Annotated in this window: 14 protein-coding genes and 4 tRNA genes; 4 read left to right on the top strand and 14 right to left on the bottom strand. The window is 44.0% G+C overall.

Features of this window, described 5'->3' with window-relative positions; all coding sequences use genetic code 11:
• Positions 1-104: 104 nt before the first annotated feature.
• From KSW37_RS06820 to kdsB, 3 genes are read right to left on the bottom strand one after another with little or no spacing between them, the layout of a single operon-like run.
• Positions 105-1,775, bottom strand: a complete 1,671-nt coding sequence (locus tag KSW37_RS06820) for a GH25 family lysozyme (protein WP_254368573.1) — start codon at positions 1,773-1,775, stop codon at positions 105-107.
• Positions 1,772-3,121: a tRNA lysidine(34) synthetase TilS gene (gene tilS, locus KSW37_RS06815; RefSeq protein WP_217313802.1), complete on the bottom strand. Its 1,350-nt coding sequence runs from the start codon at positions 3,119-3,121 to the stop codon at positions 1,772-1,774. The genes KSW37_RS06820 and tilS overlap by 4 nt, the downstream gene beginning before the upstream one ends.
• Before the next feature lie 34 nt (positions 3,122-3,155).
• Positions 3,156-3,899 carry a 3-deoxy-manno-octulosonate cytidylyltransferase gene (gene kdsB, locus KSW37_RS06810; protein WP_217313801.1) on the bottom strand — a complete coding sequence of 248 codons (744 nt, stop codon included), beginning with the start codon at positions 3,897-3,899 and terminating at the stop codon, positions 3,156-3,158.
• 317 nt (positions 3,900-4,216) lie between these two features.
• On the opposite strand from kdsB, the gene metA reads away from it, so the two are divergent.
• The 4 genes from metA to KSW37_RS06790 are packed head-to-tail and all read left to right on the top strand — an operon-like array spanning position 4,217 to position 10,585.
• On the top strand, positions 4,217-5,134 hold the full coding sequence (gene metA / locus KSW37_RS06805; protein WP_217313800.1) for a homoserine O-acetyltransferase MetA: 918 nt from the start codon (positions 4,217-4,219) through the stop codon (positions 5,132-5,134).
• 36 nt (positions 5,135-5,170) lie between these two features.
• Complete coding sequence (locus tag KSW37_RS06800; protein WP_217313799.1) at positions 5,171-7,234, top strand: peptidase U32 family protein; 2,064 nt, start codon at positions 5,171-5,173, stop codon at positions 7,232-7,234.
• A complete protein-coding gene (locus tag KSW37_RS06795; protein WP_217313798.1) occupies positions 7,235-8,161 on the top strand; it encodes a zinc ribbon domain-containing protein in 927 nt (308 codons plus the stop codon).
• Positions 8,162-8,203: 42 nt separating this feature from the next.
• On the top strand, positions 8,204-10,585 hold the full coding sequence (locus KSW37_RS06790; protein WP_217313797.1) for a TonB-dependent receptor: 2,382 nt from the start codon (positions 8,204-8,206) through the stop codon (positions 10,583-10,585).
• Between the two features lie 74 nt (positions 10,586-10,659).
• Here the strand turns inward: KSW37_RS06790 and KSW37_RS06785 are convergent, their stop codons facing one another.
• The 11 genes from KSW37_RS06785 to trxB all read right to left on the bottom strand — a co-directional run bounded on the left by KSW37_RS06785 (position 10,660) and on the right by trxB (position 19,324).
• Positions 10,660-11,904 (bottom strand): DUF5103 domain-containing protein, encoded by a 1,245-nt coding sequence (locus KSW37_RS06785; RefSeq protein WP_217313796.1) that lies wholly within the window; start codon positions 11,902-11,904, stop codon positions 10,660-10,662.
• 103 nt (positions 11,905-12,007) lie between these two features.
• A tRNA-Glu gene (locus KSW37_RS06780) sits at positions 12,008-12,079 on the bottom strand.
• 71 nt (positions 12,080-12,150) lie between these two features.
• A tRNA-Glu gene (locus KSW37_RS06775) sits at positions 12,151-12,222 on the bottom strand.
• Between the two features lie 28 nt (positions 12,223-12,250).
• Positions 12,251-12,337, bottom strand: a tRNA-Ser gene (locus tag KSW37_RS06770).
• Positions 12,338-12,861: 524 nt separating this feature from the next.
• Positions 12,862-13,491 (bottom strand): HD domain-containing protein, encoded by a 630-nt coding sequence (locus KSW37_RS06765; RefSeq protein ID WP_217313795.1) that lies wholly within the window; start codon positions 13,489-13,491, stop codon positions 12,862-12,864.
• Positions 13,492-13,556: 65 nt separating this feature from the next.
• Positions 13,557-14,474 (bottom strand): 1,4-dihydroxy-2-naphthoate octaprenyltransferase, encoded by a 918-nt coding sequence (menA, locus tag KSW37_RS06760; protein WP_217313794.1) that lies wholly within the window; start codon positions 14,472-14,474, stop codon positions 13,557-13,559.
• Between the two features lie 54 nt (positions 14,475-14,528).
• Positions 14,529-16,880 (bottom strand): putative porin, encoded by a 2,352-nt coding sequence (locus tag KSW37_RS06755; protein WP_217313793.1) that lies wholly within the window; start codon positions 16,878-16,880, stop codon positions 14,529-14,531.
• Positions 16,880-17,230, bottom strand: a complete 351-nt coding sequence (locus KSW37_RS06750; RefSeq protein ID WP_233400434.1) for a mechanosensitive ion channel protein MscS — start codon at positions 17,228-17,230, stop codon at positions 16,880-16,882. The genes KSW37_RS06755 and KSW37_RS06750 overlap by 1 nt, the downstream gene beginning before the upstream one ends.
• 15 nt (positions 17,231-17,245) lie before the next feature.
• Entirely contained in the window at positions 17,246-18,139 is an 894-nt protein-coding gene (locus KSW37_RS06745; protein WP_217313792.1) for a DUF4468 domain-containing protein, read from the bottom strand.
• Positions 18,140-18,191: 52 nt separating this feature from the next.
• Positions 18,192-18,283 (bottom strand) — tRNA-Ser (locus KSW37_RS06740).
• 108 nt (positions 18,284-18,391) lie between these two features.
• Positions 18,392-19,324: a thioredoxin-disulfide reductase gene (gene trxB / locus KSW37_RS06735; protein ID WP_217313791.1), complete on the bottom strand. Its 933-nt coding sequence runs from the start codon at positions 19,322-19,324 to the stop codon at positions 18,392-18,394.
• Positions 19,325-19,547: the final 223 nt, after the last annotated feature.

Here is a 19,547-nt window from a genome sequence, read left to right as displayed (position 1 = left end):
TAGTTACACATTGCACAATTGACGCAAAGATAATAAAAATATTGATACGTAACTAGATTTATAACTTACTTTAACGTAATTAACCTAACTTATTCATTTAAAGGTTATTTTACCGTCTTGTTCTTAACAAAACTTTGAAAAGCGTCATCGTATCCGTTAAACACATTGATGTCTACCTCTCCATGTATTCCCGCAACTCTTCCGTCAGGGCAGAGCTGCCAATATACCAGTCTGATGTCTGGTTTATACTCACCATATCGCGCAATCCAAACCTGATAGTTATGTTTCAGATCGGGAGCTCGTGTCAGATAGCGATTTACGAAAGTTTGGCTAATGTAAAGAATAGGCTTAACACCTGTTGCTCTCTCTACTATTCTAAGCCAAGTTCTGATGCGTGCAAACAATACTCCTGATCCTCCCATTTTTTTGATTTGACTAGGAAGCGGTTCTACATCAAGAACTGGGGGAAAATCGCCTTTCCTAATGATACTATGTTTCAGAAAGTGTCGTGCTTGTTCGGCAGCAGGTGTTATGGTGGTAAAGAAGTGATAGGTTCCAACCTTGTAACCATGTGCTTTTGCATCACGATAATCTTTTTTATAATATGGATTTAACAGCGATTTACCTTCTGTACTCTTGACATAGATGAAGCGAATAGGGAAGTTTACTGTTCCTGACACTGTCTTTTTGCTGAGGCGGCCAAGATGTGTAATGCGTAAACGGTTCCAGTTGATAGCATATTTTTTTCTGCCTTTTCCATGCTGGTATTTGCTCAGGTCTATGCCATAAATACGTTCTGATGTATATACAAGTCGTTCGCCTTTATAGCGGTCATTTTTCCATTCGCCTATTCGTAAAGGCTTCTTGGGAGCAATGCTGAATCCGAATCCTTCACGTTTTCCGTTTTTCCAGTAACCTTCATAATAGGTTCCATCGTATCCTTGCCAGCATCCATGACCGTTGGGTTGATAGATACTGTCGGTTGTACCCCGATAATATCCTAGAGAATCAGGTAAGAGGGTGTAATCAATAGAGCGTCGAAGTGTGACTCCATGAGCAGTTGCTAAAGATACTGCAAGTTGAGGTGAAATAGCTTTAACCCCTTCAGGAGTCGTTTCTGAGGAAAGTTGGAATGTGTGGCTTTCTTGCACAGTTTCTCCATTCTTCGCTTTGATGAGTTTGCATGCCTGACTTTTCCACTTTCCGTTCTCGTCTCTATAATAGGCTTGATATGAAATGGAACGTTTCAACTTGAAATGCCCCTTTTTCTGTACATGTTTCAGGGAATCGATCAGTTTCTTGGCAGAATCGCGTAGTTCCAGTTCGTGTTGGGTATAAGCACAAATAGAGTTGTAGCCTATATCCTGAACAGAATGAGAGTGAATATAATAATTCAGTTCTCCAACTTTCCATTTGGAGTCTCTATACAAACTGTCTAAAGAATCAACTTTCTCTTTAAAAATGCTATCTGCATCTTTGCCAAGATAGTGATTCCGGCTGATGCTGTTGTTGTAGCAGGCGGCAAGTCTTCCTTGACATGAAGGAATCAACGCCCAACGGTTCATAAAGTTGGCAGCCAGTGTTGTTGTGTCTTCGTCGAACCGGAGTATTGTTTTTCCATTTTGAATTAATTCATAGTGACTATATACTTTTATGTTTGCTTTTGCCTTGTTCACTCTATCATTTGATGGGTTCAGGCAATAATAGCTCCATGTGCTGGCGGCAGCCAGCAGAATGAGAACTAAACTTGTGATATATAATATTTTCTTTTTCATTTGATGATGACCTCCAATATTTTCTTGGTGGTTTCGGTAATCTTCGTTTTCTCTGACGTACGTTCGCCGATAAGCCAGATGATTTCACCTTTACTATCAGTTAACACATGTTGTGTTTTCTTCTGTATATAGTCAAATTTCTTATCCGTCATATAGTCACTCAACAGTTTGCTTCCCTTCATGCCGAAAGGTTGAAATCTGTCGCCTTCTTTTACCAGTCGGTAGGTGAGGGGAAAACTGACTTTTTCAGCATCCAAAGTGATGCATTGCGATTCTTTGCTTGGCATGAAGTTACCCATATTCGAGAAGATTCTTATCTTGATTTGGGTTCCTTCGTCCATGTTGTAAATGCCTTCTTCCGGCAGTCGGAACGCTCTCTCTTCCTGGATGTTATTCAAGTCTTGTATGTTAGAAATCAACAGCTTTTCTCTGTCGATGACTATCATATAATCTTCGTTTTTCCAAATTTTACCGACACCACTATCCTGGCTGTTGAGGCTTTCACAGATGTCATCAATAACATTGCCATGAAAACCAAATCTGCTTAATTCTTTATGGAGTATGAATTCCGGACTTGGAGCATTCATGACAGATACTTTTGGGATATTTATAACGTTCCTGTAAGAATCGGTTGTACTGATGCTATCCATGCTGTCAAGTATCATTTTTGCTTGGCGTATGTATTTGGCAGTGAGAGCAATATTTTCACTTGCTGCCGGGTTGATACTTTCTAAGAGAGGTACTACATGATGGCGAATTTTATTTCTTAAAGCATCGTCTTCTAAATTTGTTGAATCTGTGACAAAATCTTGTTTCTTTTCTTTTAGATATTGCAATATATCCTGTCGGCTGATGCAGAGAAGTGGGCGCAGAATGTTTCCGTTTTTGGGGGCGATGCCTGCTAATCCGTCTACTCCAGATCCTCTTAACAGATTCAGAAGTAAAGTTTCTACATTGTCATCGCGATGATGGGCCACACATATGCCTCCTGCATGCAAGTCTTTTACTAATTGGGCAAAATAGCGGTAGCGTAAGTCGCGTGCAGCCATTTCGATACTTACCTTGTGCAAATGGGCATAAGCATAAGTATCAAAATGGATTCGAGACAAACTGATTCCCTGTTGTTGGCACAGATTTACACAAAATTGCTCGTCTCTGTCACTCTCTTCGCCGCGAAGGTGAAAGTTACAGTGTGCAGCAGTAATATTCAGTCCTAAATTTTTCAGGATAAGCAATAGGGCAACGCTATCGGCACCTCCAGACAAGGCAACGATATATGGTGTTTGCCACTTGAACATACCGTGGTGAATAATATATTTTTTGACGATATTTTCAATTTTGTTCATTCTGCGAAACTTTAAAAGTATATGATGCTTCTTATTACTTTCCGTTTTTCAAAAAATCTTCTGCCCGCTGCAAATCTTCTGGCGTGTCGATGCCTACAGTTTCTACATCTGTAGTACCAACTTTTATCTTGTAGCCATTCTGTAGCCATCGAAGCTGTTCCAGGCTCTCTGCTATTTCCAGTGAGCTTTGTGGTAGCTGAGTTACCTCTTTTAAAACTTCTTTGCGATAAGCATAGATGCCCAAATGTTTCAGATAAGGAAAACTTTTGAGCCACTCTTCCTCTTCTTTTCCTCTTACGTATGGAATGATGCTGCGAGAGAAATACATAGCAAAGCCTTGATTGTCTACTACTATCTTTGGACTGTTAGGATTTTTAACAGCTTCCATACTGGTAAAAGCCTTTCCTAAAGTCGCAATTTGGGTTGTTGGGTCATCAAAACACTGGCAGATGGTTTCCAGTTGACTCTTGGCAACAAAAGGTTCATCGCCTTGAATATTGACAATAACATCCCAGTCTCCACCAATTTTTTCTATAGCTTCTTCAATGCGGTCAGTACCGCTCTTATGATCCTTGCGCGTCATAACAGCTTTACCGCCAAATGCTTCTACTGCTTTGAAAATTCGCTCATCATCTGTTGCAACATAGGCTGCTTCTAGACAAGCTGCTACTTTCTCATAAACATGCTGTATCACTGGCTTGCCACCTAACATGGCAAGTGGTTTTCCCGGGAAACGTGTTGATGCGTATCTTGCTGGAATAATTCCTATAAATTTCATAATCTTCTATATTTAAACCTGTTTACTATTCATTCATGCGGCTCGTTTAACTTCAAATAAAAAAGTTGCACTTCCGCAGACGCAAAAGTACAACTTTATTTTGTATTCACCAAAAAACTTTTTGTTTTTTTTTGATTAAAAACGGATTGATAGGTTAATATTCGCATTTATCTTTAACAATCCTTTTCAAAGAGAAAGATTTCTTTTGCTTTTCCACATTAATTTATTTATATTTCTCAAAAAAATGTTTCTTCTTTCGTTATCTTCGCTGAAATTGTGTAACTTTGCAGAAAAATTTTAAGAAAGGAATAAAATAAATGCCGTTAAGATTACCAGATAAGCTTCCAGCTATCGAACTGCTGAAGCATGAGAATATATTCGTGATGGACGAAAGTCGTGCGCATAAACAGGAGATTCGTCCGTTAAAAATCTGTGTGCTCAATTTGATGCCCCTCAAGATTACGACCGAGACAGATCTCGTTCGTCTTCTGTCGAATACTCCTCTTCAGATAGAGGTTTATTTCATGAAGCTGAAAAGTCACACGCCAAAGAATACTCCAATAGAACACATGATGATGTTCTACAAGGATTTTCAGGAACTTTCCAAACAGAAGTTTGACGGAATGATAGTTACCGGTGCTCCTATCGAAACGATGGCTTATGAGGAGGTAGAATATTGGCCTGAAATCAAAGAGATTTTTGATTGGGCCCGTACCCATGTTACTTCAACACTCTATATCTGCTGGGGTGCTCAGGCTGGTCTTTATCATTTCTATGGTGTTCCTAAGTATCATTTAGAGAAGAAGATGTTTGGTATTTTTAAACAGAAGCCTCTCGATTTGTCTCAGCCAATCTTCCGCGGTTTCGATGACATCTTTAATATGCCTCATAGTCGCCATACAGAGGTAAGACGTGAGGATATTGAAAAAGTACCAGGACTTGACATCATTGCCGAATCGCCTGAAAGCGGTGTCAGCATTGTGATGGCTAGAAACGGCCGCGAATTCTTTGTAACGGGTCATCTTGAGTATGCGCCAAACACGCTGGATAAGGAATATAAGCGTGATATGGGTAAGCGTGATGATGTAGAACTGCCAAAGAATTATTATTATCATGACGATCCGAACGAGGAACCTCTAGTTACATGGCGCGCTCATGCCAACCTCTTCTACAGTAATTGGATCAACTATTATGTTTATCAGGAGACTCCTTACAATATTGACGAAATCAGTTAATTTGAAGGAGTCGGGTGATTTAGAGACAGATTTCTTATGCAAACATTAGAATTATTGGCGCCTGCCAAGAACTTGGAATGTGGTATTGCAGCCATAGATCATGGTGCAGATGCCGTATATATAGGTGCACCTCGTTTTGGGGCACGAGCAGCAGCAGGCAATTCGCTGGAAGATATCAGACAGTTGTGTGATTATGCTCATCAGTTTGGAGCAAAGGTTCACGTTACTGTGAATACAATCATCTATCAGGATGAGATGTTGGATACGCTTAAGATGATCCAGCAACTTGATGAGATTGGTGTTGATGCACTTTTGCTGCAGGATATGGGTGTGCTTACTGAGGTGAGAGCGCAGAATTTGTGGAGCAGAGAATTGCATTCCAGTACCCAGTGTGATGTAAGAACTCCAAAAAAGGCGTATTGGCTTACCACATTAGGTTTCAAACGTATCGTTCTGGCTCGTGAGCTTTCGCTCGATGAAATCAAGGCAATACATCAGGCGATTCCTGATAGAGAAATAGAGGTCTTTGTACATGGAGCGCTCTGCGTAAGCTATTCGGGTGTATGTTATGCTTCTGAGAAGTGTTTCGGGCGCTCTGCCAATCGTGGAGAATGTGCACAGTTCTGTCGTATGAAGTTTGATCTGCTCGATTCCAATGGTCAGGAGATTGAACATCAGCGTTATCTGTTGTCGCTCAAGGATCTTTGTCAGCTTGATCATCTTAAGGATCTTGCTGATGCTGGAGCTACTTCGTTCAAGATAGAAGGAAGATTAAAAGATATCAACTACGTCAAGAATGTGGTGGCAGCCTATAGCAGTCAACTCGATGCAATCGTAAAAGCAGAACCGCGCAAGTATCGCCGTGCATCGGTGGGACATGTTGAATACAATTTTACACCTAATCTGAAGAAGACTTTCAATCGTGGCTTTACCCATTATTTTCTGAATGGGCGACAGCCGGATATTGCTTCTTTCGATACACCGAAAGCTATCGGCGAGTTTGTGGGTAAGGTTAAGGAGATACGTGGCAACATCTCTTTCAACGTAGCCACAGTAGCCAGTTTCAAAAATGGCGATGGATTGTGTTTTATCAATGATGACCGTGAGTTGGAAGGCTTTCGTGTGAACAGAGTAGAGGGTAATCGCCTCTATCCGTTTGGAATGCCTGAACACTTGCGTCCGGGCATGGCTCTTTATCGTAATAACGATCGGGCTTTCGAGGCTTTGCTGGCTCGTAAGTCTGCTGAACGTAAAATCTATATTGTCATAGCAATGGAGCCTGTGATGGGCAATGAGTTCAGGAAAGAGCCACAGGGTGTAAAGGCAGTTGTCAACATCATGAAGACGAAAGAGGCTGATGGTGGCATGATTTATCAGGTGGCTGAGGTGTTTAAAGAGTTGAAGCTCGAAAAGGCGAAACGCCCGCAGGGCGAAAATATAAAGGCTCAGATGAGCAAACTGGGCGATACGATTTACGAAGCTTACCAGGTAGAACTTCTGAAGGGAATGGAAACATACTTTGTTCCGAACAGTATTCTCACTGCTATCCGGCGTGAATTGATAGATGAACTTACCAAGGCAAATCAGAAACAGCTTGATAAGTCGTTGTGGGGTGGATGGGATAGAACCTTGTTCAACAATGGTTTTGGATTCAGTCAGCCTGGTGAACACCGACTTACGAAAGAGGAATTGACTTGGCAGCCGGAATACGGAAAATGGGGATACCTCTATAATATAGCTAACTATGATGCAAGAGATTTTTATCAGATTCATGGCCTGTCGCAAGTAGTTCCGGCATTTGAGTTGGGTAAGAATATTCCTTCTGCATGGGATGCTAAGACCCAGGAAGAATATGATGAGAATATAGAAAAAGACAAGGCAAACCGAAGTATGCAACCTAAGTATACCAACGAAAAGGGAGAATCGCTCCTGATGCAGTGCCGCCATTGTATCCGTTATTCGTTGGGCTACTGTGTAAAGCGTGGAGGCAAGAAGCCATCCTGGAGAGAACCTCTCTTCCTGCAGTTGGGTGACGGTCGCCGTTTCCGTCTGGAGTTTGCATGCAATGAATGTCAGATGAACTTATATAGTGAGAAATAAATGAAAAAGAAATGGACGATACAGATTCTTTGTATGCTGGGCATCCTCTTGATGTTCAGCAGTTGTTATCATCGCCGTGCTCATCACCAGATGCATGCAGCTATGGTAGAGTACAGTAATAAACAACTCGATTCCATTTCGTTTTCTACCACCCATCATTATACCAACAAATTCAATTTTCTGGTATTCAAGGATTCCCTGGAATTGATTGCACAACAGCCTGAAGAGTTTTTGAGCAATTTGCCTATCGACTCCTTCGCCGTCCGAAAGAACCGCCTGCTGGTGGTTACGGATATCCGTATGGTTCCTCAGGATTCTGTAGATTCAGTTTGGGTGCAGTTGGCTACAGAAGATAATCAGTTTGGCTGGACCCGTGAGTCCCGTCTGCTGCCGAAGGTTGTGCCCGATGATCCTATTTCAGAGTTCATCATGACCTTCAGCAATACTCACTTGCTCATCTTCCTGGTTATCATTATCATCATAGCTGTAGCCTATACCGTTCGCAGGATATTCCATAGCAATGGTAAACTGGTTCACTTCAATGATATAGATTCCCCATATCCAACAGCGTTGGTGCTTATTGTTTCGATATCAGCAACCTTCTATGCAACCATTCAGCTGTTTTTGCCAGAAGTATGGCGTCATTTTTATTTTCATCCTACGCTCAATCCTTTTGCCGTACCGCCTATATTGGGCTTTTTCCTGGCTACAGTCTGGGCGATACTGATAGTAGGACTGGCTTGTGTTGATGAGGTGAAACACCGTTTGCCGGCAGGTGATGCAGTTCTGTATCTGGGTGGTTTAGTGGGTGTTTGCGCCATTGATTACATCATTTTCAGTGTTACTACCTTATATTATATAGGTTATTTACTGCTAGTAGCCTATATATGGTTTGCCATACGGGCTTATCTGTTTCCTCATAAATAAGGATAGGGGGTGCAGGAAAAAATATGTACCTTTGCACCCGTTATGAAAAAAATAGTATTTTATAGTAAAAAGAGCGTATGCATTGGTTTGGCAGCGGTAGCGTTGCAGGCTAGTGCTGCGGATAACGAAAGGGCTACTTGCTCTGTCCTGTCATTGGGTACGAATGAAAAGTTTGCAGACGCTAACGGCTTGCTGGCTGATAGCAGTCGAGTTTATGATATTGATGAAGTTGTGGTTGTTTCGCAGCCTAAGGAGAATTTCCGTCTTCGTCAACAGTCTCTCAGCAGCACTTCCTTTGGTTCTTATCAGATGCAGCGATTGGGTTCTCGCGATTTGCGCGAACTTTCCTGCTATGTTCCTAACTTCGTAATGCCTAACTATGGATCGCGTTTTACCAACGCCATGTATGTGCGCGGCATTGGAAGCCGTATCAACAGTCCGGCTGTAGGAATTTATCTTGACGGAATTCCGGTGTTGAGTAAGGCAGCTTTCAATCTTCACCATTATCAGACCAGCCGTATAGATATTCTCCGTGGTCCACAGGGAACACTCTATGGTCAGAATTCTGAAGGTGGTCTGGTGCGCATCTATTCACGCGATGCTTATGATAGCAAGGGCACCTACGTTAATCTGGGATTGGGCTCTCATTTCTACCGTAATGTAGAAGCGGCTCATTATATGAAGCTTTCACCTCGTATCGCATTAGGGGTAGCTGCTTTCTATGATGGACAGAAGGGATTTTTCCATCGTGCAGGAACCAGCGATTATGCCGACAATTATGATGAGGCTGGCGGTAAGTTTAATCTTAAGTTCCGTTTTGATAGAGGATGGAGCATGGATTTGCTAGCCAATTACCAATTTGTCTATCAGCATGCATTTCCTTATGGTCAGCTGGATTTAAACAGTGGCAAGGCTGCATTGCCAAATACTACATTCCCTGGGCTTTATCGCCGCAACATGCTGCTTTCGGGTGTAAATCTTCGCCATGAAGGAGCAAAATGGGATTTTGCTTCTACTACCAGCTATCAGTTCCTGGATGACAATATGAAGATGGATCAGGATTATCTTCCTGAAGATTATTTGAGCTTGCAGCAAGACCAGTTGCAGAATTCTATCACTCAGGAGTTCACATTTAAGAGCCGTCAGCCTTTCTTCGGTTTCTGGCATCTTACCCAGGGTGCATTCTTCTCCCATGTGTGGTTGAAGACAAATGGTCCTGTAAAATTCGGTTCGGCATTGACGAAGCCTATCGGTAATGTTATCCAGAGTCAGATGCAGCATGCAATGCCTCCGGCAATGGCTAATGGGGTTTCTGTCAATGTAGATATGGGAGCTCCGGGTTTGTTCCATACTCCTCAGAGCAATTTGGGTCTCTATCACGAGAGTACGTTTGATCTTTCTTCCCGTCTGAAAGCTACGCTTGGTTTGCGTTACGATTTCATGCATACAAGTATTCATTACGATACTTATGCTTATATGGCGATGACAGCTAAGGTGATGGGTAGGGAAGCTACTTATACTTTGCGTTCAATGCTCGACCGCAAAACGGGTGATGATTACAACCAGCTCCTGCCAAAATTTGGCTTAAGTTACCAGCTTGATGAGCAGGGTAGCAATGTTTATGCCACAGTGAGCAAGGGCTATCGTGCAGGCGGTTATAATATCCAGATGTTCAGTGACATCTTGCAGACCGAACTGAATGCTAACCGTCAGCATGCGATGCGAGGCAATTATGACGTTCCTCATACCGATGAAGATTATGATAGGGTGAACCAGACTATTGCCTTTAAGCCGGAAACCTCATGGAATTATGAGGTTGGAACGCATCTCAATCTTTTTGATCATCGTCTTCATTTCGATTTGAGTGCCTTCTATATGCAGGTTCGCAATCAGCAACTCTCAGTGATGGCAGGAACCTATGGCTTTGGCCGAATGATGGTTAATGCAGGTAAGAGTCACAGTTGTGGTATTGAAGCCGCGCTCAAGGGTCAGGCTTTCGACGGTGCTTTTGATTGGGGTGTAAACTATGGTTTTACACGCGCCGTATTTGATGAATATACTGATGGCGAGGGTGATAAGGCTGTGAATTATAAGGACAAGAAGGTTCCTTATGTTCCCCAGCATACGATAGCAGCCATGGCTGACTATCATTTGGGACAGTTTACCTTCGGATTGAATATGAATGCGCAGGGCAAGACTTATTGGGATAATGCCAATACCTATAGCCAGAAGATGTATTTCGTGATGGGTGCGCATTGTGATATTGATTTCAGCAAGATGAGCATCAGTATCTGGGGTAAGAATCTCACAGATACTAATTACAATACTTTTGCTGTTGATAATGCAGCAACAGGAAAGAAACTGTATTTTGCCCAGCGTGGCAATCCTTTCCAATGTGGTGTTGATCTGAAATTCCACTTTTAGGATTAAATAGAAAAGGAGTTCCGGCATTCTGAAATGCTATAACTCCTTTTTCTTTTTAATCTGATTTCTTTTCTTTATTTTAATTCTCCATATCCTACCAGCCGGTCGGTGCGGTCGCTCTGAGCCCGATAGTAAACCAGTACATTGTATTTGTTCTGGGTCTGGTAGAAATTTCCTTCTGATGGGAGCAGCCTGATGCTTCCGTCTTCCATCTTCATGAGATACTGATAACTGTAATAACCTTGCTTCATGAAGAGACGTGTGTGATAGGTTTTCGTCATTTCATCATATTCCATCCGATATTCGGGGAGGAAACGGCCGTAGGTCCAATCTGCGTTCAGATAAACATCGCCTGGCAGTTTTGGAGCTTTCAGGGTAAAGTGAATCTGTGCATATTCGCAGGTGTTGTTGTTTTCTACGTTGTCGCTGTTGCGGATATAAAACGAACCTTTGGCTGCTTCATCGTAAACGTAATTGGGGCGAGGGCTGTCAGTCATTACTTTAACCTGATAGTCGCTTCCATCCCAATTTATGGCGTCTATTCCCATGGTTGGATGATCGGTGTCCAGAAATTCAAACTTTCTGTATTCGTTGCCCGCATCGAAAATCAAAGCTCTTACATGCTGCCAACTCATTTTCCCCGCACTCAGATAGTCGGGTTTAGGGTTGATGACAGCATTGTCCCATCTTCCGTTCTGAAGCACTACGATGTTCAGCTGGTTGGGATGAGTGATTCTCAGCTGGCTGTGATCCAGTTCCATTTTCAGTTGCTGATGGTCCTTCTGGATATCTATATCTGTTGTAGAAGTAGCTTCTAACTTCAGTTTAACCAATGGCTGAGGCTCTGTAATCATCCAGCAGGCTGTAAACATTTTACCTTCTTCCTCGTTTTCCGCATTGTCGTCATAAACCGTCAGTCTGTAGTTGCCGCTCATGGTAAGTTGGCAGTCGGCATTGGGAATTGCCAGATGATAATGGGTATAAGGATGATTGGTGTTGATGGATTGCTCTACATCTTCAATAATCTGGTTGCCGTTGAATCCTCTCATATAGTCGCTTTCAAAGAGCGAAGAAGTTACGTTCCAGTTTGCATCACAATGTTCAATCTTGTATCTGTATCGGTGATAATCGTGCGTCATGTCGTCAAAATCGATGTGGATAGGTTCTCCGCCCAGTGACGAGACTGGGAGCGATAGCCAGTTGGTTCCGCCGACCACCTGTAGGGTTCTGATGCGCTGGTTGAGTATTTCGTGCTGCTGCGCCCATGCAGGATGGGTAAACAGAAAAAGAAGGGAGATGATAGTGTATAATTGTTTCATATGGCTTCGTACGTATATATATAAAAATAACTTGCAGTAGCCTTTTGGTAAAGAACTAAATGCAAGCTTAAACAATCTAAATTAATACATGAAAACACTTTCGTAGTCGATAGGGGAATCGAACCCCTATGCCAAGATTGAGAATCTTGTATCCTAACCATTAGATGAATCGACCATTCAAAAAAAATCTCTATTGGTCTCCCGACTTATAGAGACTTATTAATCTAATACCATGAAAAACACATGTAGTCGATAGGGGAATCGAACCCCTATGCCAAGATTGAGAATCTTGTATCCTAACCATTAGATGAATCGACCAACGGTACATTTTTCGGACGATAGCTTGCGGAAGGTGGGGGATTCGAACCCCCGGTACGGTAACCCGCACGGCAGTTTAGCAAACTGCTGGTTTCAGCCACTCACCCAACCTTCCAGTCGGATTCTTAACCGAATCAACCAAGCATCGTTCTCAAATGCGAGTGCAAAGGTACTACATTTTTCTGATTCCACCAAATCTTTTTGCAACTTTTTTTCGATAAAAATGCATTTTCTTTGTAACTCCCACATTATCAGGGGGTGTTTTCTTCAACATTTTTTATAGTCATCTGCCTATAAAACAAATAGAGGCGGACTTCTTTCTCAGAAATCCGCCTCTTGTAAAAGAAAGGGCCGCTCGATGATGTGATGAAACTCCGAATGTATAAACATTTGAGAGTTCTCCGCCTTTGTAATCCACCGGCTTTTCAGCTTACCTGCCTAGCAGTTTATGTGGCCCGCCATGAGCAAGAGAATGTCCTCTCGGTTTCAATAGTGTAATTTGATGAGTATCCCGATCGAACCGAAACGACCCTTATTCCTTCTAGCACCCATGCATCATCACGATGCAACGGTGCAAAACATCTTAGTCATTATTTGATAATGCAAAGATAATGCAATATTTTGAAACTACCAAATGTTTTAGCTGTTTTCTTCGAATATTTTTTCGAAATATTTTCTCAGTTCCGTTTTGTCCTCTATAATATTGCGAAGTTCGTTGAGCGCTTTCTCATTAGGGGAGTTGGGAATCCATAACCTGATGTATCCGTTTCGTGAATATTTTTCGTCCATGTGCTGGCTGAACCGCTCCCATTGCTGCTCCTTGTCATATTCTGGATTGTTTTCTTTGCCATACTGTATGGCGCGCAGAAATATCTCATGAACATCAATGTCGCGATCGGCTTCTGCCACAATCTTGCCATAGATGCTGCGAGGTTGACGGCTGGATGAAGCCCGATGGTCCTCAACGGCTTCTTTCATGATTTTAATCTGCTCCGGACCGAACCAGCGCTTCAGTCTTGCATCTGCCTGCAGAATCTTGCCGCTGGTGATGTGGTGAATGGCACGTGGACCGCTCATTCCCAGGTCGTGGTAAGCAGCTATCACATAAACCATATCAATGTCGGCGCCGGTTACCGGAACCAGTTTTAGAGAGTTTCTGATGACTCGGGTAACATGTCTGAGCCCATGACTTTCGCCAAAGGCATTATATTTGGGGAGAATCTGTTTCTCCACAAAGTCCATGATTTCGAGATTTACCTGTTGTTTCATAGATATTCCTCCACTTTGTTTATATAATAAGGTACGCGCGTACATTATTATTAGGATGTTATTGTTCAATTCGCCATTCCGATAATGATCAGGGATGATACAATGCCGAAACAGAAGATGTTCAGAGCTGTTTTGCCCAGAATTCTGTTCAGTTCTCTGCCTTCGCCTATCTTTTTCATCTCCATATAAGTTCTGTTGTGCAGAATGATATAGAGTGCTGCAAGCGGCAGGAACATGCTGCTGGCTTCATGCTGAAATATTTCGTAGATGGTGACACCTATTATGGTAATGATGCCCAGATTGCCCAATGAGCAGTATAACCGCTCGGCATTCTTCTTTCCTATGTGAACCACAAGAGTCTTCTTGCCGGCTCTCAGGTCGTTGTCATGATCACGATAATTGTTCAGAATGAGCAGCGTATCAACTACCAGTCCGCAGGCTACAGATACGAGAACCGTTTCCAGGCTTACTCCCTGCATGTTTTCGGGCATTACGAGATAGTATGTGCAGCATACGGGTACAATGCCGAAGAAGAGCAGCACCAGAATATCGCCCATGCCCAGATAGCTGAGACAGGTAGTATAGAGGAAACAGAAGACTACGCAACAGATGCCTACGATGACCATTTCCCAACCACCGAAGAGAACCAGCGGAAGTCCTATGGCGCAACCCAGAAGGGTAGTGAGGATGATTCCCCATTTCATGGCTTCCAAAGTAATCCAGCCTTCAGCGCAGGCTCGTTTCGGTCCCAGTCGGGTTTCGTCGTCATTACCATGTTTGAAGTCGAAATAATCATTCACCAGATTGCTGTCTATCTGCATTACCCATGCAAAGAGCAGGCAGAGTAGGGCTGGCAATGTCTGTATCTGCTGAGCGTCTTTATAAGCCAGCGCAATACCCAATAAAACAGGAACAGCCGCCGCCGTCAGAGTCTTCGGGCGTGCGGCTAGATACCATGCTTTTATAGAATTTGTTTCTATCATATTCTAAAAAGATTAAAATTGAATCTTCTGAAATCCTTAAAGGAATCAGGAAGATTAATTGAAGAAGTTCCAACTTACTCCAATACGGAACACTCGCTCGTTCATAGGATAATGAGGTGCGAAGAAGTAGTTCTTGTCCCCCTGTCCTGCATTGATATGGCTCATCATTACGAAGAAACGGGTGTGCTTGATGTGAACGTTGGCGTAAACATTGACGATAGGATAGTTGCCTATCTTTACGTTGTTCTCGCCGTTGCCCTGTACCGTATACTGTCCCATGTAGGGTGAATAGTCTGGAGCTTCATAGCTTGTAAAGTAGCGCATGTCTGCACCCAGATCTATATTCAATACCTTTACAACCTTGAACTTGATGTAGAGGTTGGTGTAGGCATTGAAGGCTGGTACCGGCAGAACACGCTCCTTGCTCGAATGCTGGTAGGTAAACTGGTTTTCCCAGTTCAGAATGCCCAGTCTGAAGTTCTGCTCCAATTGTGCTGTCAGCAGGTTGATTCCTCCGCTTTCCTGCATGGGTGTAACCATGACTCCTGTTCGCAACCCCTTTTCTGTAATGTCATAGCTCTGCGAGAAGTAGGTGTAGTTCTTGATTTCATCTACAGCCACTCTCAGCTTGGTGCGCGTCTTAGGGAAGGAGAGCGTACCCATGATGCGGGTATGGATGGTCTTGTCGAGTTCATTCTCCCACCACAGATGACGGGCGTGATAGTTGCGGTAATAGAACGATGGGGTTTCTCTATGGAAGAAAGCATCGCCTCTTACCTGAAGCGTGTCGCCCAGGAATGGGATGTTCACGTCTACATTACCATCTATGGCAAGGGTTCCGGCGTCAACACCCGTCAGTCCTATTTCTGCTACGGCATTGTAGTGGAGGGTCTTGCCTTCCTGCTTGCTCAGCTGTCCGCCTACGCTCAGCACATGCTCGTTGTATTTTTCGAAACCGCCTTCCATGGTTGGCAGTTCATAGTGACGGAGATCGTAGCCTGCGAAAGCCTTCAAGCCTGCCTTTGCCCATTTGTTGAAACCTTCAAGCATGGCGATGGCGAAGGTATTCTTCATGTGCCAGTGCTTGGTCTGGTCGTAGATGGAATCACCGGTCAGTCTGCCTGCATCGTAATATTCGTTCAGATAATAGTCGGCTGGCGTCTGATAAGCTTCGTAAATACGGCGATAGTTGTCAAACTTTACTGTGTGGATGAAGCTCGTTACCGGAACATATTCGCTCTTGTAGAAAAGCGAGTCTTCGGCATTTTTCTTCTGGACAGCAAGCAGACTGTCGGCTGCGGCTTTTCCGTTTACGGCGATGCGGGTGCTGTCGTTCCTGATGTCCTTTGCGGCTAAGTCTTTAGCCGGTTCATCGCCGGCAATCTTTGCTCCGTCAGGACGGCCGCTGAATTTAGCTCCCTGCTGTTTGTCGTAGGCTTTCTCATCAAATTTCTTGCCTTGTTCCTTGGCTTTCTTTCTGGCTTCTTCCTTCGCATCCTCTTCAGCATTTTCCTTTTTCGAAGCCATGGCAAATTTCTTTGCCTTGATTTCTTCTTCGGTCATCTTTACCTTTCGGCTGAAACCTACGTTATAGCGGTGGGTAAAGAAGATGTGCTGGTTGTCCAGTCGGTTCCAGTTCTGTTCCAGAACGGTAGGAATTTCATTGGTGGCAAACGATTCGGTGTAGATTTCCGGATGCTTGATGTAATCATCGTTGGTAATACCGCCGTTCTCGGTCATCTTCTCATGATTGGTACTGAAGAGGAAGTGTGCCTGATAGCGGTCGCCCAGGTAAGAAGCCCACATGGTGTATTTGAAGTGGCTGGTACTCTGTGCGTTATAATATCCTCTGCCATACTTGTAGTCGAATCTGAAACCGGCGCCTAGCCTTTTGTTGGCATTCACGGCAAACATGGCCTTGAAGTCATCTTCTCCCGTCACCTTGTCGCCGCAGCTGTTCAGCGTTATGTTGGTGATAGGTGAGTAGGTGTTGGTGAAATGGAAGTCGCTTACCGGATTTACGATATAGTCATAGGGCTCTGTAAAGATGAAGTTGCCCTGTGTATTGCGGCGGTCGATGAAGATTCGGTTCAGTCGGGCAGTACCCATGTTTCCGAGGGTGTTGTATTCGCCTCTCAGTCCTTCCGTGAAGGTTGTGTTCATATACATGTGCTGCAAAGTGTCTACTACGGCAGCCTTTGTGTCGCCGAAGCGTTCGTCTACAGTCCATACCTTGATGCCCTTCGGAATCTCTTTGTCTGAGCCCAGTGAATCGGTGTTCACCTTGCGGTTGGTTTGAGGACGGAACTGCGAATCTTCGTTATAGTTAAAATCGTTTTGTGCCGCAACCGGGAGGGTTGCAGCACAAAATAGGAGTGATGAGAATATAATTTTCTTCTTCTTCATTATTTCTTAAATAGTCGGATACATACTTCGGCAATCTTGAGCACTACACCCACAATGAGTACGATGTAGGCGATATTACGGCTCTCTTCCAACTGGGTCCAGAGTATTACACCCACGATGGCGAGCAGCATGAAGGCGATGTTGAGATAGTTGCGTACCTTCAGCATGTTGCTCTGGTCGCTGTAGGCCAATGGACGGAGTCGGCGGTGCTGTGGTCTTACGGCGTAGCTGGTAGGCTGCTTCTGCTCTGTCTGTTCTGCTCCCTGCTCAGCTGTAGGCTGGGCTGTAGCGTTTGCAGGCTGCTGTGCCTCGTTCTGCTGTATCTTATTATCTGTATTCTGATTATCCATGTTTTTTTCTTCAACTTATTGTTTTACTAATGCAGTTAAGTCTGCGAATATCTGGTCCTTGCGGTCGATGGTGCATTTGCGGAACTTTCCGAAGATCTTAGCCAGGTCGTTCTGCTTCCTGGTGAGCGCAATCTTGTCGCTGATTACCTCTTCGGCAGGTTCTTTGAAACCGGTGCTTCTTCCTTCCTCATAGTTGTAGGTGATGCGGCCGAGCGAGAGATTCAGATGATTGTCTGAAATCCTGGCTACCAGCTGGTATTTGAATTCAGAGCGGTCGAGTGAGATGAATGACTGGCTGAAGACGAGCCATTCGTCCATCGTGTTGGCGATGATGTGTTCTACATCGTTTACCAGGGCTACTCGGCTTGCTATGTTCTGCTCGTTCTGTGTCAGTTCACTCATGTATTTTAATACGATGTCGTAAATCTGCTTGGCAGTTTTTCCGTTAGCATCCGTATCGAGCGTGAATTCAATCTTGTTTTCATCATTATAGGTGATGGCGCCTGCCAGATATTTCAAGTCCACTTTGGCTGTAGTGCCATTTGGCAGCTTGGTGGCAGTCTTGGCAGCCTCCTTTGGCTTAGCGGCTACGGTAACAGGAACCGCCCATCCCGTGGTTGGTGTGGTTGGCTCCTTCACTACAGCAGGTTCTGGCTCAGTAGCATTGCCCTTCTTGGCTTCAGTCTTCTTGGCTTCAGCTTCAGCCTTGGCGCTTGCAGCGTTGATGCTGTCAGCCTGAGCCTTCAGTTTGGCAGCCTGTGCTTTGATTTTAGCCACTTCCAGTGCCTTCTTGGCAGCTTCCAACTGTTTCTGTGCCTGTTCCAGCTGCTGCTCTTCGGTCAGCACGGTTTGAGCCTGTGCAGTCATCAGTGGGAGGAGCATAAATATGGGGATGATGATTTTTTTCATGTCGAGTTGTTTTTGTGAAACTAAAAAAATGACAGTTCCTGATTGCGGAACATGGCGGAAGATGAGGGATTCAAACCCCCGATACCCAGAAGAGGGTATACCGGATTTCGAGTCCAGCGCATTCGGTCACTCTGCCAATCTTCCTTTTATATTGTCAGATGCAAAAGTAATACATTTTTTGCATCTGACAAAATATTGCTGTTATTTTTTAACTATATTAACCCCGCTTTATAGGATTTTATACTATAGTTTTTACTGTTGCTGCAGAAATCTGTCGGCTTCGATGGCTGCCTTGGCTCCTGAGCCTGCGGCTACAACGCCCTGGCGGTAGATTGGGTCGGCCACATCGCCTGCTGCGAAAACACCCGGAATGTTGGTAGTGGCAGTACCTGGCACAACCTTGATAAAGCCCTGCTCGTCGAGATCTATCTGCCCCTTGAATAGGTCGGTGTTAGGCTTATGTCCGATAGCCAGGAAGAATCCGTCGATGCTGATGTCAAACTTCTCTTCGTTGGCTTCGCCCTTATGGCGCACGAGATGAGCACCTTCTACACCATTATCGCCGAAGAGTCCCAGCGTATTGGTTTCGAACAGAATCTCGATGTTCTCCTTGTTCTTTACGCGCTGCTGCATGATTTCTGAAGCACGGAGATAAGGCTTGCGCACAATCATGTAAACCTTCTTGGCAAGTCCTGAAAGATACATGGCCTCTTCGCAGGCAGTATCGCCACCGCCCACTACGGCTACTGTGCGCTTGCGGTAGAAGAATCCGTCACAGGTAGCGCAGGCTGAAACGCCCTGTCCGCGATATTTCTCTTCATCGGCAAGACCCAGATATTTGGCAGATGCGCCTGTGGCGATGATCACGGTTTCTGCCTCAATCTCGTTGTCGCGTTCATCGGTAAGATGGAATGGACGTGAGCTGAAATCTGCCTTCACGATGCTTCCGTCTCTCATTTCTGCTCCGAATCGGGCTGCCTGTTCCTTCATGTCCATCATCATCTGCGTTCCGTCTACGCCGTTAGGATAGCCCGGAAAGTTTTCTACCTCTGTGGTGATGGTGAGCTGGCCGCCTGGCTGCATTCCCGAATAGAGTACTGGCTGCAGGTTGGCTCTACCCGCATAAATGGCAGCTGTATATCCTGCAGGCCCGCTACCTATAATTAATGTCTTTACTTTTTCCATTTTTATCTTATAGTTATATTTTTGTTTCCGATGGCTTAAAACAAGCCATTTTCTCTGCAAAGGTACATCAAAACGATGAGAAATCAAAATAAAAATACAATATTTTTCCTTTCTTGCATAAATTATAGCTTTCATTTAAAGAATTATTGTTATCTTTGCACCCGGAATGTGTGTCCTGAGACAGAATGAAGTCAGATATTGGCTATATTTGATAGATTTCTGT

The sequence above is a fragment of the Segatella copri genome, from assembly GCF_019127135.1.
In the GTDB taxonomy this organism is placed as follows: Bacteria; Bacteroidota; Bacteroidia; order Bacteroidales; family Bacteroidaceae; genus Prevotella.
Note: the sequence above shows the minus strand (reverse complement) of the source record. Positions and strands in the feature narration are given on the sequence as shown.

Bases quoted from the DNA above. Each gene is read 5' to 3' on its own strand.
- KSW37_RS06795 (WP_217313798.1), top strand. From the start codon at position 7,235: ATGAAAAAGAAATGGACGATACAGATTCTTTGTATGCTGGGCATCCTC.
- menA (WP_217313794.1), bottom strand. From the start codon at position 14,474: ATGATAGAAACAAATTCTATAAAAGCATGGTATCTAGCCGCACGCCCG.
- KSW37_RS06800 (WP_217313799.1), top strand. From the start codon at position 5,171: ATGCAAACATTAGAATTATTGGCGCCTGCCAAGAACTTGGAATGTGGT.
- kdsB (WP_217313801.1), bottom strand. From the start codon at position 3,899: ATGAAATTTATAGGAATTATTCCAGCAAGATACGCATCAACACGTTTC.
- KSW37_RS06755 (WP_217313793.1), bottom strand. From the start codon at position 16,880: ATGAAGAAGAAGAAAATTATATTCTCATCACTCCTATTTTGTGCTGCA.
- KSW37_RS06785 (WP_217313796.1), bottom strand. From the start codon at position 11,904: ATGAAACAATTATACACTATCATCTCCCTTCTTTTTCTGTTTACCCAT.
- metA (WP_217313800.1), top strand. From the start codon at position 4,217: ATGCCGTTAAGATTACCAGATAAGCTTCCAGCTATCGAACTGCTGAAG.
- tilS (WP_217313802.1), bottom strand. From the start codon at position 3,121: ATGAACAAAATTGAAAATATCGTCAAAAAATATATTATTCACCACGGT.
- KSW37_RS06820 (WP_254368573.1), bottom strand. From the start codon at position 1,775: ATGAAAAAGAAAATATTATATATCACAAGTTTAGTTCTCATTCTGCTG.
- KSW37_RS06750 (WP_233400434.1), bottom strand. From the start codon at position 17,230: ATGGATAATCAGAATACAGATAATAAGATACAGCAGAACGAGGCACAG.
- KSW37_RS06765 (WP_217313795.1), bottom strand. From the start codon at position 13,491: ATGAAACAACAGGTAAATCTCGAAATCATGGACTTTGTGGAGAAACAG.
- trxB (WP_217313791.1), bottom strand. From the start codon at position 19,324: ATGGAAAAAGTAAAGACATTAATTATAGGTAGCGGGCCTGCAGGATAT.
- KSW37_RS06745 (WP_217313792.1), bottom strand. From the start codon at position 18,139: ATGAAAAAAATCATCATCCCCATATTTATGCTCCTCCCACTGATGACT.
- KSW37_RS06790 (WP_217313797.1), top strand. From the start codon at position 8,204: ATGAAAAAAATAGTATTTTATAGTAAAAAGAGCGTATGCATTGGTTTG.